Below are 14,828 nucleotides of genomic sequence, written 5' to 3'. Positions count from 1 at the left end.
GACTTTGGGCGCGCATCTATGAAGGTTGGCCGTGCGATTGCGAGATTTCATCTGGCTCTGCCTCGGCCAACATGCCCCTGTATATTCCAGGGACGGATCCTTCGATCGGAACGGCGCCAACGCTTCGGCGGTAGAAGTCCATAGGTCCTGCGCCACCGATGACGCCGTAGGCATACCCTTGTGCATACATATCAAGTAACGTCGTCAAAAGCAGCGCATGGCCAACCCCCTGGCCACGGACTGCACTATCGACGCCAGTCGGGCCGAAGAAGCCCTTCGCCGTGGCGTCGTGGCAGGCAAAGCCGATCAGTCTTCCGTTCTGGATTGCGATGAAGCACGTCGGCGGCTGCCGCATTGCAGCCGTGGTCGCTTCGCAAGACCACCCGGCTCCAAAGCGGGGCGTAATCCAATCGGTCAAAGCCTTCAGTTCAGGCGGCAAGACGCGACGGATCGTGACACCTTGCCGTTCCATTTTCGCATCGAGGGAGGTGTCCGGTTTGAGATCGTAGAGCTTGACAAGCATATCCATGTAATTGGTCCCTTTATCGTCATCCCTTCACGGCACCGGCAGTCAGCCCCGCAACGATGCGCCGCTGGAAGACGAGCACGACCGCGATCAGCGGCAACGTGACTGTCACCGAGGCAGCCATGATCTGTCCGAAGGGATATTCGTAACGATTGGTGCCGGCGATCAATCCGATCGCGACCGGCACGGTGCGATTTTCGTCCGTCAGCGTGAAAGTCAAGGCAAAGAGGAATTCGTTCCATGCAAGAATGAAGGCGAGGATGCCCGTGCTTGCAAGTGACGGTCCCATCAGCGGCAGCAGTATCTTCATGAGGATACGAAGGTGCGAACAACCATCAACGATCGCGGCCTCCTCCAACTCGCGCGGGAACTCGCGAATGAAGGTTGTGAGAATCCACGTCGTGAACGGCACCGTTGACAGAAGGTATGTCAGAATGAGCGCGCTTGGACGGTTGAAGAGCCCGAGCCAGTTGATGAGCTCAAACATGCCCGAAAGCACGACCACCTGCGGAAAGATCGAGATCATCAGGATAATCATCAAAACAGCCCGACGCTTCGGAAAGTCGATGCGTCCGAGCGCATAGGCCGCACTGATACCGATCACAAGGGACAGGCAGGTCGTCGCCACGGCGACATAGGCGGAGTTCAGGAGTGATCCGATGAACACCGGGTTGTTGATCAACTCTCGGTAATAGGTGAAGTCAAGCGCTGGCAGCAGGACCGAACGATAGAGTGCCGCGCCCTGTTTCGTCGACGAAACGAAGGCCCAGTAATAGGGAAACAGCGTGTAGATCAGGACCAGCGATAGGGCAAGGATTTGCAGTACCCGCAACACCTGGCGCCGGACCCTGTAATAGGCGCTCGACTTTCGGGCCGGGCGTGCAAGAAAAAGGTCTGTCATGATCAATGCCCCGCTGCCCTGTCGAGGCGCAAGGCACCGATGATGATGATCGCGACCAGCGCAACCAACAGGAAAACCCAGGTCGAGGCCGCGGAGCCGACACCGAGTTCCTGGAAGCTGATCAGACGGTCGCGTGCGTAGATCGACACTGTCATGACCTTTTCATTGCTGGCCGCCAGAACGTAGGAAAGGTCGAACATGCGTAGGGCATCGAGTGTGCGAAACAACACGGCTACTCCGATCGCGGGTCGCAGCATCGGGAGGGTGATCGACCAGAAGCGTTTCCAGGCCGGAATGCCGTCCACTTCGGCGGCTTCGAATATTTCCTGGGAGATCATCTGCAGGCCCGCGAGAATGAGCAAAACCATGAAAGGGGTCGTCATCCATACGTCAATGAAAATGACCACCCCCATGATCAGCGAACCACTCGCAGTCCATGCCACACCATGGTCGATGAACCCAAGGGCTTCCAGTAGCTTGTTGATAACACCGAACTGGTCGTTCAACATCCATTCCCAGATCTTGGTGGACACCACGACCGGAATGGCCCACGGGACAAGGATCGCAGCGCGCGCAAGTCCCCGGCCTGGTATGGCCTCGTTGATAAGGAGAGCGATAGCCAATCCCAGCGCTGTTTCAATTGCCACCGAGATGACCGTGAAGGTCAGTGTGTTCCTGACGGCAATCCACCAGGTGTGGTCATTGAAAACCTCGACGAGGTTGTCGATGCCGACCATGGAGTAGACGCTGGGATCGTCGAGAAAGGCGTCCGTAAAAGCGAAGAAGAATGTCCGTCCTAACGGCCATACGGCGACAAGCAGCATTGAGGCAATGACCGGCACGAGGAAGAGCCAGGCAGCAAGGTGATCGCGGCGGGCAAGGCGTGCACTCATGATAGAGCGCTCCTGGCACCGAATGGTTCGGCCGACGGCAAAAGTCGTCTGCCGTCGGCGGCGAAGAAAAATAGCGAATGATCGTCGAAAGTCAGTGCAGCCGGCTTGCCGATCGCGTCGGGGTTTGGTGCCGCGGGCAGGCGAACAACCCAGAGTGTGCCGCTCCCCACCCGGCAATAGGCGAAGTGTTCGTGTCCGAGGTCTTCGACCCGCTCGAGCATACAATCGAGACGCCCGGTTCCCGTTGGTACCAGGCGCAACGCCTCCGGCCGAATGCCTATCTCGGCAACTGGAATTGCATCGCTTGGCGATCGCCCAATTGCCAGGCCACCCGGGCCGACGATGTGCTCATCGTCATGCTCTGGCTGTGTCTCGACGGCAAGGAAGTTCATGCGCGGACTGCCGATAAAACCCGCAACAAACCGATTGCCGGGCTGACGATACAGCTCCGAAGGTGTGCCGATCTGTTCTATTCTGCCGTGATTGAGGACAACAATCCGGTCTGCAAGCGTCATGGCTTCTGATTGATCGTGCGTGACGTAGATCATCGTCGTCTTGAGATCGTCATGAAGCTTGGCGATTTCCATGCGCATTTCCATTCTCAGGTCCGCATCCAGATTGGAAAGCGGCTCGTCGAACAGGAAAATCTCGGGTTGGCGCACCAATGCCCGTCCAATCGCCACCCGCTGGCGCTGACCACCAGACAGCTCTCTCGGTCGCCGGCTCAAGAGATGGTCAACCTTGAGCATACGCGCGACCTGTTGCACCTTTTGAGCAATCGCATCGCGTCGGATCCCCATGGTCTCGAGTGCGAAACCAATGTTGCGCGCCACCGTCATATGCGGGTAGAGCGCATAGGATTGAAAAACAAAGGCAACACCGCGCTTCGAAGCGGGGACGTCGGTGACATCGTCGCCACCAATCTTGACCGTTCCAGACGAGGCTGAGATCAGGCCCGCCACAATGCGCAGCAGCGTGGATTTTCCGCAACCGGAGGGGCCGACAAAGACAACGAATTCACCATCGTCGATCTTCAAGTCTACATCATGAATGACACTGTGTGTTCCGAAACTCTTCGAAACGGACTCCATCGAAACCGATGCCATCGTTCACCTTGGCTTGCGCATGGGGGCTCGACCGGCACAGAGCGCCGGCTGCAAAGGTTGCGGGAGCTGAGGCTCCCGCAACTTTCCTTCAATCAGCGGCTCTCTTTGAGCTTTTCCAGGCGCTTGGCCAGCGATGCAAAGCTGTCTTTGGCATCGCCACTGCCCGACAGCACGTCATGGGTGGCGCGATAGAAGGCCTGAGAGACACGGTTGTAGCTGGTGCCGGTGTAGCCGGACGGACGGACCGCACTATCGGCGAAGGCTTGCTGGTTGTCTTTCAGGAACGGAATTTTTTCCAGCACCTCCGGATCGCTATAAAGCGACTGGATCGAAGGGTTGAGGGTCGCCTCCACGGCACGCATCTTCTGCATCTCCGGACCCGTGATGAAGTTCACAAAGTCGGCTGCGACCTCAGGTTTGGCGCTGTATTTCGAGACGCCATAATACATGGGCCCCAGGCAGCCGCTGGACTTCTGGCCTTCCTTGCCAACCGGAAGCGGCATGACGCCAACCTTGTCGATGATCGAGCTGCCTTCCTTGTGCGATGTACCCCAGACATAGGGCCAATTGCGATGGAATACCGCGTCGCCGGATTCAAAAACTGCCCGTGACGCTTCCTCATCGTAGTTCAGAACGCCTTCCGGGCTGATCGAACCGATCCAGCCTCTGGCCTTCTCGATGGCTTCGGCGGCTTGCGGCGTGTTGATCGTAACCTTGCCGTCGTCGGATATGATCGTGCCGCCGCCATTTGATGCAATGAGTTCGATCGCATCGCAGGTCAGGCCCTCATAGCTCTTTGCCTGCCAGGCGTAGCCCCACATCTTGGCGTTGCCGGCGGCGCGCTCCTTGTCCTGGATTTCCTTTGCGGTCGCAGCAAGCTCATCCCAGGTCTTGGGAGGCTGCTTGCCATACTTTTCCAGGAGATCCTTGCGGTAGAACATCAGGCCCACGTCCATGTAGGCAGGCATCGCGACCAGGTTGCCGTCCAGCTTGGCTGCACTGAGCGTGGAAGTGAAATGCTTGTCCTGATCGGCCGCAGGAATCATGGTTTTCAAATCAAGCAGGTTGGCCTTGAACATCCCGAGCCAGATGACGTCGAGAAACAGAACATCGATATCCTTGGACTTTGCCGCCAGCAATTGCTGATAGAGCGGGATCGCGTCGTCGAGGAGAGCCGGCATCTTGTTAATTTTTGCTTCGTTGCCTGTCTTTGTCTTCCAGGCGTCGGCAACCTTGGTGCAAAGTTCGAATTCGGTTGGTGCGCAGAATACGGAGATGCTTTCCGCATGCGCGGCACTGGCCCATAGGCCGGCATAGACTGCAACTGCAGTAAGGCATTTCTTCAACATGGGCTGTTCCTGTCTTTATCACACTTGAGCGGTGCGGAACTCTCTGGTTCCTGACCTAGTAGGACTGGTTATGACCAGTCATGTCAACTGGACTCTTTTGTCCCTTGTGGGCAAAGATGCAAAAGCAAATACAAGCACCGACCAAGGGAGCGAACGCAACGTGAAGACCCGTGAACCGGTGGCAGCGACAAAGAGGCATGCGGCAATCGATCGGGCCGACCCTCGTCCGCTTCATCAGCAGGTCTACGAAGACTTGCTGGCTACGATCCGGGAAGGGAAGGTGCCATTGCGCGGCAAGTTGCCCTCCGAACGTGAACTCGTTTCACTTTACGATGTTAGTCGCATCACGGTGCGGCATGCGGTGCGCGAACTGATCCGCCAGGGCGTTGTTCAAAGTCAGCCGGGCAAGGGCTTGTATGTTGCGGAGAATGGAGGAGGATTTGAACTCGAGGTCCTCAGAAGCTTCACGAGCACCGCACTGGCAAGTGGTCGCGTGCCCGGACATCGCCTGCTTGCGATGGAGGTCGTAAAGGCGTCGCTTGACATCACCCGGCCGCTGCTCTTGCCTCCCGGATCGGATGTGATCGTGCTGTCGCGCCTGCGGCTACTTGACGGCGTGCCGGTCGTCCTCCAGACCGACTGGATAGCGGCCTCCCGCGCGCCAGGATTGACCGGCATGGACTGGACGGTCGCAAATCGCTCGCTCTATACCGAGCTGCGCGAAGTCTACGGTATCCAGCCGCGGCGGGGGCAAACGACACTCAGTGCGCGACTGGCGGATCCGGCCGAAGCTGCGATGCTCGAACTCCCGTTACCTTCGGCCGTGCTCACTGTCGATCAAATCGCCTTTGACGAGCGGGACCGGCCAATCAACATGACAGCGCTTGTCCATCACCCCGGCCGATATCCGCTTACACTGCTACAGTCAGCCACGGGTGACTTTCGTCAATACTGGTAGATGCGCCTGCATTTTAGCTCAGCACAGGGTGCCGGCGATCCGACTGGCATGTCTTCGACGTCGGTCGCTCGAGAAAATTGGGAAGCCAACACACAGCACCGCGCCGTATCGTATGTTTCCCTTCAAATCCCCGCGCGGTCTGGCAATGGTGGTGTCAGGAATTGGAGGCATGCACCCAAGAGAGGATCTCCCTTCGGTAACGACCTGTATTCGAATGAATCGCGCTGTTGCTTGCGGGCTCACTCCGCCAAAGTGTCGACCGCGCGGCAATGGAAGGTCTTCGCTCGCCTCTTGCAAGACTGCGGGAGCCTTCGGATGCTCAATCCGCGTCGCGCCCTCAGGAAGCAGTTTCGCTCGATGACGCGGTGACACGTGCGGCCACCCCGACAATATTGCCACCTCACTTCGACTGGACGCACGTACGTCATTTTCTGCTTCGCAGATGCGGCAATTATCATATAATTCAACTCGCTAAAAATTACACTATTTCAGTTGCTTATCCTACTTTTCTCGAATAGGTTTTGTTCTGGGAGAGGTGCCCAACATCAAAATCTGGTGCTTGCACTCAGTGTTGGTTGACGACGCTTGAGGAGGATAAGACATTGCGTCCAAGCGTTTCTTTATTCGCAATTGTGCAGCGAGTGCGCCATCGCGTTTCAACCCGATATCGAGCCGCACCATCGGTCTGACCCGTCGTAAATCCATCACCGAAAATTGCTTATGGTCCGCACGATGGTGTGTGCCTCGGGGTTTGTCATGCAGAAACAGGCTGTCGTTTTCAATGGTCAGGAAGTTGGGATCGCTGTTCCCGTAGAAACTCGTCTGAAGTTCATCGCTGTCCGGTTCAGCGTCATTGATCTGGACAATATGGTCTTCGATACGATTGCCGAAATCCGGCGCGCGATTGTTGCGCATCTTGCGAACGACGGACGACAGACCATCACGTCGCAATGAGCGCCCGGGCGCGCCTTGACGGTCGTCACTCGAACTGGCCGGAGCCTGGAGATGCTCGCGCAGGTTCTGGCCGAGCAGCTCGTGTAATTCTGAGGGGAGGTAAGGAATGCTAGTCTCGAGTATCCTCGAAGCCGATTTGGCCGTGCTCTCGCTGTCCGTTCAATCCTGGTACCGACATTACAGGGCCAAACCAGATGACAGAACGTCGGAAGTAATCTGCAGCGCGGCGGTCGACCTCTTCAATCGCGGTCATCGCACGCAGGAGGAACTGACCCGGATATTGATTGCTCGGTTTCCCGGAGCGCCTGTCACATATGTCAATGCGCCCAGGTCCGGCGCTCTTCATTAGCTCAAGGTTGAGCATCGCCTCACTCTTCCTGCGTGGCGATGCCCCTCACGCCTGGGGAGCTCGACGTTATCGTCCCAGCCGACCTTATTACGAGCTGGCATATTGCGATGTAGAGCGCCTCGCTCAGATGCCGCTCGTTCTTCGCGTGGGCACGTCTTTCAGGCCAACACCTGAATATTTGTCCCCGCCTCAATGGATGGATCACCTTGACATCAGGGCTTCGACCACATCGGAGCCAAGAGTCTTTTCGAGGGCTTTCACCCCATTCTTGGGCAGCCTTGATAGACCTTTGATGATGCCCTCTTTCCAAGCATCTCCTCGCTCCCAAGCCTCCCCCCAAGCATCGGCCAACTCGTCGCCATGTCGCGTTTCCACGAGGGCTTCAAACAGCAAGGCGGCCTGCAACAGGTCCTTGTCCGCTTTCACGCGTCCTAGCGTGTCCGTGAGCCTTCGAGAGGATACGATCAGTTTGTGGACGGCATATCTCTCGGGAATGGGAAATCTGCCGCAAATTGCGCGTCGAGCGTTCGCTGAGTAAGCTCAGCGAACATGGTTCGATAGCTGATGTCGATCTCTTTCATCGTTGACGTTCCGTATCCCGTGCCGCGGCCTCTCGTTGGCACGTCCGCTTGGATTGCCGTTATAAGGTTCTGCCAAAACCTTATAACGGGCTGACTGCTGCAAAACCGGAGACGGCGTTAAAGATGTTGTATCGACTCAATCGTCGGGCTGCTCGCCCTCGTTTGTCGGCCTGATCGCGCCGGCACTCGAATTGCTCGTCCGGTTCGCAAAGACAAGTTCGCTAGAAGTGCTTTCGCGCACGACAAGCGCGAATCCCATGTCGATTTGTTCGGGTCCGGATTTTGTTGCTGCATCGAGCGCCAGGAGAACCTTCTCGGCAGCAAGCCTGCCGGTTTCGTAACGGCGGGTGGCGATCGAGGAAAGGGACGGTGCTGCGCAGGCTGAGAATTCGAGGTCGTGAAAACCCATAATCGAAATATCGTCCGGCACGCGGATGCGCCGCTTCCTGCACTCCTGCATTGCGCCAAGAGCCAGGTTGTCGTCCGTACAAAATATCGCCTCTGGCAGATCGCCGCGGTCATCCATCTCGCCAAAGAGCTCGGATCCGAGCGCCACCGAACTGTGGCGCGGTCTATGCGCAATCATTTCCAGACTTTTCAGGCCAACTTCCTGCATCGCATTGTGATACCCGTCAAAGCGTGACTGGGCGCGATGGTCGAGATTGCCTGTCAGGAACGCAATCCGTCGGAACCCGCGATCAATGAGATGGCGGGTTGCAACGTGGCCCGCATGCTCCTGTGACATGCCGATGTTGAGATCTATTGGATCGTCGGACAATTCGAAAGTTTGCACAACCGGAAGTCGCGCCTGGACCAAAAGCTGGCGTGACAGTGCCGTATGGTGAATACCTGCAATGATGATCGCTTCCACCCGCTGACCAAGGAGCGCCTTGATCGCATTCTCCTCCTCCACTTCCGAGTACCTGCTGTTGACCACGACGACCTGGAAACCTGCAGCGATTAGAACTTCGTGCAGCGCAAACAGGTATTCCGCAAAGATGACATTATAGAGCGTCGGCACGATCACGCCGATCGTGTGGGTGCGCGATGAGGCAAGTCTGCTTGCCGCCACATTCGGCACATAGCCCAACTTTTCGACGGCCTCGATAACGCGTAGCCGCAAGGTTTCCGAGACCGTTGCCGGCTTGCGGAGCACGCGCGAAACCGTGATCGGGCTGACACCCGCCAGGCTAGCAACATCGTCGAGAGTTATTCGGCGCATAAAAGCATTGTCCAAATACAAAAGGTCACAGAGCAGCGAGAAACAAGCAGAACAAAGTGATACTCCACAATTGACAGCGCTATCAAATAGAATTTGACAGCGCTGTCACGTATGTTAACGTTTCGATCGTTCCGCAAAGGGCAGGGTGGAGCCTTTTCGGACCAAGCGTACCAATGACAATACTGGAGGTTGAGGATATTGGAGGGCGGCTGCGTCCGCCTCTGGAGGAGGACATCCATGCTTAAAAACGTGAAAGCGAATTCTGCGCGCGTTGCGGCAGTTTCCGCACCGATCCTTGCGCTGTTGTGCGGCGCTGCATATGCAGAACCGAAAGTTGTGAACGGACCAGCAGCTGATCCAGGCTGCATGACGCCTTGGGCTTCCGATACTCAGTTTCTGCAGTATCCGAAAAAGGAAGGTCCTTACCGCATCGCGCTCGCCAACGGCTACATTGCCAACACATGGCGCATCCAGATGGTCCAGACTGCAAAGGCGTATGCGGCGCAACCGGACGTCAAGGCGAAGTTGAAGGAGTTCAAGGTAGTCTCAACCGGAGAGGACGTGCCGGCGCAGATTTCAGCGATCAACAACTTCATCGACGCCGGCTATGATGCGATCGTTGTCAATGCCCAAAACCCGACAGCCTTTGGCCCCGTGATCAAGAGAGCCAAGGAAGCTGGCGTCGTGCTCGTAGCATTCGACAACACCCTGGACACGAAAGACGCGATCAACGTCAACGTCGATCAGAAGGGCCTTGGTGTCACCTGGGCCGAGTGGCTTGTCAAACACCTGCCGAACGGCGGCAAGATTTTGGAAGTCAGGGGTGTCGCTGGCACGTCCGTTGATACCGACCGCCATAATGGCATCAAGGAAACACTGGCAGCCTCCGGCAAGAAGTTCGACGTGACCGAAGTCGTCGGCAAATGGGATGACGGCGTTGCCCAGAAGGCGACAGCAGATGCTATAGCGACAAATGGACCCTTTGACGGGATTACCGCCCAGGGTGGCGACACCGGTGTCGTTCAGGCGATGATCGACGCGAAGCACCCCTTCGTTCCGTTCGGCGGCGAGACCGAAAATGGCTTCCGAAAGCTTTGCGCCGCTCATGCGGGCGAGGGGCTAGTTTGCTCGTCGGCCGGGACAGGGCCAGCTCAGGTTGCTGTCGCCATAAAGACTGCCATCGCAGCTCTTGAGGGCCAAGTGGTCCCGCAAGCCGTCAAGTTGCCGACGGCACTCGTGTCGCATCCCGACTTGAAGAAGGATCAGGACTATTACCCTGACCAGTCCGACAACTTTTTCGTCGGCAACTCCTTCCCAACTTGCGGCATCAATTTCACGGCGCAAGAAATCATGGGGCAGACCAAGGAAAACCAATAGCAGCAAGTGCTCATGGGATTGACTGCGGGCATGCGTGCTCGCAGTCACAGGCGAAATGCACCCGATGGGAGGGTGATCTTGTCAGAACCACTGTTGCGCATGGAAGGCATATCGAAACGCTACGGCGGCGTCATAGCCCTCAACGAAGCCGATATTGCAATTCGACCCGGCGCGATCCATGCCGTCCTCGGCGAGAACGGTGCAGGAAAATCGACGCTGATCAAAATCATGGCCGGGGTGACGGCACCCGACGACGGCCGAATGCTGCTGGATGGCAAGGCGGTATCTTTCTCGTCGCCTGCGATGGCGAATGCGGCAGGGATCGTTTCGGTCTTTCAAGAGCTGTCGCTCATTCCCGACCTTTCGGTCGCCGACAACATCGTCATCAGCAATCCGCCCACGCGTTTCGGGATGATCGACCGCGGCGCCCAGCGACGGATCGCCGAGGAGGCGCTTACGCGCGCCGGCGCCTTCGACATTCATCCGTCATCGCTGGTCAAGGACCTTCCGCTTTCCCGTCGGCAAATGGTCGAGATTGCCAAGGCTCTCGCGCGCAGCCCTCGGCTGATGATCCTGGACGAGGCGACCTCCGCCTTGAGCAAGTCAGATGTCGACAAGGTCTTCAGTGTCCTGAAGCGACTGCGATCGGAGGGATTGGCGCTCGTCTATATTTCGCATCGCATGCATGAAATTGCAGAACTCGCCGACGACTGTACCGTGTTCCGGAACGGGCGTAGCATCGAATCCTACAAAGCCGGGACAAAGACCGATCAGCAGGTTGTTGAGCTGATGATCGGTCGGGAATACAAAAGTGTGTTTCCAGCCAAGCCGGGCGTCGAGATTTCGAGGCCGCCCGTCCTTTCCTGCTCTGGCTTGTGCTGGGGGGATCGTCTGACTGACATTACGTTCGATGCGCGCCCGGGCGAAATTGTGGGTGTGGGCGGCCTGGACGGGCAGGGTCAACGTGAGCTCCTGCTGGCGCTTTTCGGCGTGCTTCGCGACGTCAGGGGCGACGTGAGGATCGATGGTCGCAGTGTGCGATTGACCAGTCCCAAGGAGGCGAAGTCGCAGGCAGCCTCCATTGCTCTCATCCCGGAAGATCGAAAGACCGAGGGATTGATGCTGCCCATGACAGTGCGGGAGAATCTTTCGATAGCGGCCCTTGGCAGCGTTTCGCGGAAAGGTGTCATCGATCGCGGCGCGGAGGCCGCTTGCGTTGGCGAACTCTTGAAGCTCCTTGCCATCAAGGCGGCGAACATCGACATGCCGGTCAGCAATCTGTCCGGTGGAAACCAGCAGAAGGTTGTCATTGCCAAATGGCTGATGAACCGGCCCCGGATCATACTGTTGAACGATCCCACACGCGGCATCGACGTCGGGACCAAACAGGAGATCTACCAGCTGCTGCGAAACCTTGCGGACGGTGGCGCGGCAATAATCTTCTATTCCACCGACTACGACGAACTGATTGGTTGCTGTGATCGAGTCCTTGTGATGTACGACGGAACGATCGCCAGCATGCTTGAAGGTGACAATATCAACGAACGCGCGTTGATTGGCAGTGCGTTGAACATCGCTGCCAAACAGGTGGAGCGGGGGCCAACACTGTGAACACGGGAAAGGTCGGTGAATGGCGATTCCGGTACGAGCTTCATAAAGGAACGCTTCTTGCCGCGGCCCTCTTTGTGGTGATGTTCGTCATCTATGTTTCCAACCATCCAGCGGGCTTCACACCAAACGTTGTGCAGACAGCGTCCAACAAGGCAACGCTCCTCGCCTTCGTCGCGATGGCGCAATGTCTCGTGGTGATCACGGCGGGCATAGACCTTTCGGCCGGGATGGTTCTGGTTCTGTGCAACTGTCTCGCATCCTGGCTTGTCGTCGGCACACCGCTGCAGACGGGCTTCGGCATCGTCGCCGTGCTGGCGGCGGGTCTGGCCTGCGGCACCTTGAACGGTCTGATCATCATCTTCGGCAGACTGCAGCCGATCGTAACGACAATCGCCACCAGTGCTATCTTTTTCGGGCTTGCGCTACTTTTGCGCCCAACGCCGGGCGGCTCTGTTAACGAGACACTTGCTGACGTCTTCACCTCCAAGATGTTCGGGGTGTTGCCCACTAGCCTGATCGTTCTCGCTGCCACGATACTTTTGGTCTGGATCCCGTTCAGCAGGTCGGTTTATGGGCGCGCAGCCTACGCCGCCGGGTCTTCGGAGTATGCTGCCTATATGTCCGGCATGCCGCTCAAGCGGGCTAAGCTTCTGGCCTATGCCCTTGCGGGGCTCTTGTCGGCCATTGGCGGACTTTATCTCACCTTCTTTTCTTATACAGGCGAGGCGGCCTTTGCGAGCGGCAATGCTTACACGCTCTACTCGATTGCCGCAGTTGTCCTTGGAGGCGTGTCTCTAGCGGGGGGAAAGGGCAGTGCCGTCGGCGCCGTGTTCGGGGCGCTTGCCTTCCGCACGATCGGCGATCTTCTTTTCGTCTTTGATCTCGACCCACTCTGGCAGCCTCTGTTCCAGGGCATCGTGTTGATGCTGGCGATCGGCATTGGCTCGATCGGGCTGGCCCGTGTACGCAATCGACTGGAATGGTTCCAATGAGCGAAGATGCTTTCGGCATGCGGCATTCAATAATTCCTCGTCGGCTGCGGGGAAGAGATCCCGCGGTGGCGATCGCCTTCGGTTGCATCCTGCTCCTGCTGCTTGGCGGATCGATCTATTCTTCGAATTTTCTCTCGCCCGATTACCTCCTGCAACAGTTGAAGGTGGCCTCCTTCCTCGGCGTGATCGCGACGGGGATGATGATGGTAATCCTGCTTGGGCAGATTGATCTTTCCGTTCCGTGGACAGTGACCGCTGGCGCGATGATGGCCTGTGCTGCGACGGCTTACGGCGCAGGCGGATCACTCCTGGCAATTCCATTCGGAATTGCATGCGGGGCAGCGATTGGTCTGGTCAACGGACTTGCCGTCGCCTATCTGCGCATTCCCTCTATGATCATCACGCTCGCGACCAACGCCGTCGTGCAGGGACTGATGGTCGTCTACACGGGCGGGTTCTCGCCGCAGGATTCTGCCTCTCGGGCGATGCGATTTCTCGCGACCGGATACACCATCCCCTCTGTCCCCAACGGCGTTCTTGTCTGGCTTGCCGTTGGCATACTGGCGGTTTTCCTGTTGACCAGAACGACCTTCGGTCGATCGCTCTATGCGATCGGAAACCGCGAACGGGCGGCCTATATGTCGGGCATCGATACCCGGCGTGTTACTATGATCGCCTTTGTCATCTCGGGTTCGCTCAGCGCACTTGGTGGAGTCTTGCTGGCCGGTTATGCGTCAAAAGCCTCACAGTCGATGGGCGACGCCTACCTTCTGCCGTCAATCGCGGCCGTGGTCCTTGGTGGAACCCATGTACTTGGTGGAAAAGGGACCTACCTCGGTACGGTGGCAGGCGTGATCCTTATTACCCTACTGCAGTCGATCCTCTCGGTAATGCAAATTGAAGAAGCGGGTCGCCAGCTGATCTACGGCGTAGTGATCGTGAGCATGCTTTTGCTCTATGGCCGACAGAAGACCTGAAGCCGGTTGGCGGCGGATCCGCTATTGAGCCCGATCGAACGTTGCGACGTTCAAGTCATACACCAATGCGATTGCGATCAGCTGAGCCTAGCTAAGGCGACAGACGATGTTCGTCGTCGATGAGCGTCACCCGACTGGGTAACGCGGCGCTCCATTGCCAGAGGACAAGGTTGAGATCATTGTCAGTTGCCCCGTGCGCAAAACTCCTCACTAGCAATCCGTGAAAACCCGCCTGGCTGAGTGCGCGGGCGAACGCCTGCGTCAATGCCTCCCCGTGTTTCCTCATTTGATCGCGCCATGCCGGATCAGCAAGCATGCTGGCGTCCATTCCTTCGCTTCGCAGAGCAACCTCGTCCCGGCAGTCGAAAACACGCTCAATGTCAGCGTCGTAAGATACCAGCGTGGTCGGCTGCAAGCTGCCGACCTGATTGGCCTCGCGTAGCGCGGCAATTACCGAAAGAGACGTATAGAGCGCCGGGGTTCCTTTTCGGTTGAACCGTCCGCGATAGAGTTCCGCTCCACGCCCGGACAACGCGTCTTGCGCGTAGATCGGGTTGAGCGCGCGATAAAGGGTGCCCTTAAAGTGCATCGGCAAGTCAGGCGTGAACGCCCGCATCGACTGCATCGATGTAGTCAAGGACGTCGTTCGCGCGTCCGTCACGCACCAGTTGCATTGCCGTCAAACCGGAAAATCCCGACAAGGGCTCCGAGCGATACCAGGCATAAGCCATCAGAGCCGAACCGAACCGGGGCTCGACCTTGTTGATGACTTCTGTGACCTCGCGTAGTCGCCGCTGCGTCTTGTCGGAACGAATGCGATCCTTACGCTGGATGGCATCCTTGCCAAGTCCAGCGGTCAGCGCGATTTCCTCGCTGGTCGTGCGCAATGCTTGCGCGATCTTGCGGGGCGAGAACAGGCCGCCGTCTGCATACCGAGCAAGACCCATGATATCCAAAACTCCCATACATGCCATTGATACTGACGTTAGATAGCGTCAATTGCACTGTGATTCAATGGCTGGCACATTGGCG

The 14,828-nt window shown here is 57.5% G+C and carries 15 protein-coding genes and 1 pseudogene; 7 read left to right on the top strand and 9 right to left on the bottom strand.

Annotation, left to right across the window (positions count from 1 at the left end; all coding sequences use genetic code 11):
- Positions 1–16: 16 nt before the first annotated feature.
- From AF71_RS02810 to AF71_RS02790, 5 genes are all read right to left on the bottom strand, one after another.
- Positions 17–529, bottom strand: coding sequence for a GNAT family N-acetyltransferase (locus tag AF71_RS02810; protein WP_169679726.1), 513 nt, complete (start codon positions 527–529; stop codon positions 17–19).
- A gap of 19 nt (positions 530–548) precedes the next feature.
- On the bottom strand, positions 549–1,427 hold the full coding sequence (locus AF71_RS02805) for a carbohydrate ABC transporter permease (protein ID WP_169679723.1): 879 nt from the start codon (positions 1,425–1,427) through the stop codon (positions 549–551).
- 2 nt (positions 1,428–1,429) lie between these two features.
- Positions 1,430–2,320: a sugar ABC transporter permease gene (locus AF71_RS02800; protein WP_169679720.1), complete on the bottom strand. Its 891-nt coding sequence runs from the start codon at positions 2,318–2,320 to the stop codon at positions 1,430–1,432.
- A complete protein-coding gene (locus AF71_RS02795) occupies positions 2,317–3,426 on the bottom strand; it encodes an ABC transporter ATP-binding protein (protein WP_169679718.1) in 1,110 nt (369 codons plus the stop codon). Before AF71_RS02795 ends, AF71_RS02800 begins: the two co-directional genes overlap by 4 nt.
- 92 nt (positions 3,427–3,518) lie before the next feature.
- Entirely contained in the window at positions 3,519–4,775 is a 1,257-nt protein-coding gene (locus AF71_RS02790; protein ID WP_169679715.1) for an ABC transporter substrate-binding protein, read from the bottom strand.
- Positions 4,776–4,953: 178 nt separating this feature from the next.
- Between AF71_RS02790 and AF71_RS02785 the strand changes: the two genes are divergently transcribed.
- From AF71_RS02785 to AF71_RS31465, 3 genes are all read left to right on the top strand, one after another.
- Positions 4,954–5,733 (top strand): GntR family transcriptional regulator, encoded by a 780-nt coding sequence (locus AF71_RS02785; protein ID WP_169680131.1) that lies wholly within the window; start codon positions 4,954–4,956, stop codon positions 5,731–5,733.
- A gap of 756 nt (positions 5,734–6,489) precedes the next feature.
- Positions 6,490–6,687, top strand: coding sequence for a hypothetical protein (locus AF71_RS31470; RefSeq protein WP_169679712.1), 198 nt, complete (start codon positions 6,490–6,492; stop codon positions 6,685–6,687).
- 106 nt (positions 6,688–6,793) lie between these two features.
- Entirely contained in the window at positions 6,794–7,036 is a 243-nt protein-coding gene (locus AF71_RS31465; RefSeq protein ID WP_246733567.1) for a hypothetical protein, read from the top strand.
- A 201-nt stretch (positions 7,037–7,237) separates the two neighbouring features.
- Here AF71_RS31465 and AF71_RS02775 read toward each other — a convergent pair.
- Together AF71_RS02775 and AF71_RS02770 are read right to left on the bottom strand one after the other, a co-directional pair.
- Positions 7,238–7,528: pseudogene (locus AF71_RS02775) on the bottom strand (GSU2403 family nucleotidyltransferase fold protein); the annotation flags it as partial.
- Between the two features lie 225 nt (positions 7,529–7,753).
- Entirely contained in the window at positions 7,754–8,839 is a 1,086-nt protein-coding gene (locus tag AF71_RS02770) for a LacI family DNA-binding transcriptional regulator (RefSeq protein ID WP_169679709.1), read from the bottom strand.
- Positions 8,840–9,076: 237 nt separating this feature from the next.
- Between AF71_RS02770 and AF71_RS02765 the strand changes: the two genes are divergently transcribed.
- The 4 genes from AF71_RS02765 to AF71_RS02750 all read left to right on the top strand — a co-directional run bounded on the left by AF71_RS02765 (position 9,077) and on the right by AF71_RS02750 (position 13,796).
- Positions 9,077–10,216, top strand: coding sequence for a sugar ABC transporter substrate-binding protein (locus AF71_RS02765; protein WP_018855660.1), 1,140 nt, complete (start codon positions 9,077–9,079; stop codon positions 10,214–10,216).
- Positions 10,217–10,288: 72 nt separating this feature from the next.
- Positions 10,289–11,827: a sugar ABC transporter ATP-binding protein gene (locus AF71_RS02760; protein WP_169679706.1), complete on the top strand. Its 1,539-nt coding sequence runs from the start codon at positions 10,289–10,291 to the stop codon at positions 11,825–11,827.
- The gene (locus AF71_RS02755; RefSeq protein WP_169679703.1) at positions 11,824–12,819 is read left to right on the top strand and encodes an ABC transporter permease; all 996 of its coding nucleotides are present in this window, start codon (positions 11,824–11,826) and stop codon (positions 12,817–12,819) included. The genes AF71_RS02760 and AF71_RS02755 overlap by 4 nt, the downstream gene beginning before the upstream one ends.
- Positions 12,816–13,796 carry an ABC transporter permease gene (locus AF71_RS02750; RefSeq protein WP_169679700.1) on the top strand — a complete coding sequence of 327 codons (981 nt, stop codon included), beginning with the start codon at positions 12,816–12,818 and terminating at the stop codon, positions 13,794–13,796. The genes AF71_RS02755 and AF71_RS02750 overlap by 4 nt, the downstream gene beginning before the upstream one ends.
- 91 nt (positions 13,797–13,887) lie before the next feature.
- Here AF71_RS02750 and AF71_RS02745 read toward each other — a convergent pair whose 3' ends face one another.
- Together AF71_RS02745 and AF71_RS02740 are read right to left on the bottom strand one after the other, a co-directional pair.
- Complete coding sequence (locus AF71_RS02745; protein ID WP_169680129.1) at positions 13,888–14,385, bottom strand: RES family NAD+ phosphorylase; 498 nt, start codon at positions 14,383–14,385, stop codon at positions 13,888–13,890.
- Between the two features lie 7 nt (positions 14,386–14,392).
- Complete coding sequence (locus tag AF71_RS02740) at positions 14,393–14,743, bottom strand: antitoxin Xre/MbcA/ParS toxin-binding domain-containing protein (RefSeq protein ID WP_025658548.1); 351 nt, start codon at positions 14,741–14,743, stop codon at positions 14,393–14,395.
- Positions 14,744–14,828: the final 85 nt, after the last annotated feature.

The sequence above is a fragment of the Rhizobium sp. 57MFTsu3.2 genome, from assembly GCF_012932765.1.
Classification (GTDB): domain Bacteria; phylum Pseudomonadota; class Alphaproteobacteria; order Rhizobiales; family Rhizobiaceae; genus Rhizobium; species Rhizobium altiplani.
Note: the sequence above shows the minus strand (reverse complement) of the source record. Positions and strands in the feature narration are given on the sequence as shown.

Bases quoted from the DNA above. Each gene is read 5' to 3' on its own strand.
- AF71_RS02810 (WP_169679726.1), bottom strand. From the start codon at position 529: ATGGATATGCTTGTCAAGCTCTACGATCTCAAACCGGACACCTCCCTC.
- AF71_RS02805 (WP_169679723.1), bottom strand. From the start codon at position 1,427: ATGACAGACCTTTTTCTTGCACGCCCGGCCCGAAAGTCGAGCGCCTAT.
- AF71_RS02800 (WP_169679720.1), bottom strand. From the start codon at position 2,320: ATGAGTGCACGCCTTGCCCGCCGCGATCACCTTGCTGCCTGGCTCTTC.
- AF71_RS02795 (WP_169679718.1), bottom strand. From the start codon at position 3,426: ATGGCATCGGTTTCGATGGAGTCCGTTTCGAAGAGTTTCGGAACACAC.
- AF71_RS02790 (WP_169679715.1), bottom strand. From the start codon at position 4,775: ATGTTGAAGAAATGCCTTACTGCAGTTGCAGTCTATGCCGGCCTATGG.
- AF71_RS31470 (WP_169679712.1), top strand. From the start codon at position 6,490: ATGCAGAAACAGGCTGTCGTTTTCAATGGTCAGGAAGTTGGGATCGCT.
- AF71_RS31465 (WP_246733567.1), top strand. From the start codon at position 6,794: ATGCTAGTCTCGAGTATCCTCGAAGCCGATTTGGCCGTGCTCTCGCTG.
- AF71_RS02770 (WP_169679709.1), bottom strand. From the start codon at position 8,839: ATGCGCCGAATAACTCTCGACGATGTTGCTAGCCTGGCGGGTGTCAGC.
- AF71_RS02765 (WP_018855660.1), top strand. From the start codon at position 9,077: ATGCTTAAAAACGTGAAAGCGAATTCTGCGCGCGTTGCGGCAGTTTCC.
- AF71_RS02750 (WP_169679700.1), top strand. From the start codon at position 12,816: ATGAGCGAAGATGCTTTCGGCATGCGGCATTCAATAATTCCTCGTCGG.
- AF71_RS02745 (WP_169680129.1), bottom strand. From the start codon at position 14,385: ATGCACTTTAAGGGCACCCTTTATCGCGCGCTCAACCCGATCTACGCG.
- AF71_RS02740 (WP_025658548.1), bottom strand. From the start codon at position 14,743: ATGGGTCTTGCTCGGTATGCAGACGGCGGCCTGTTCTCGCCCCGCAAG.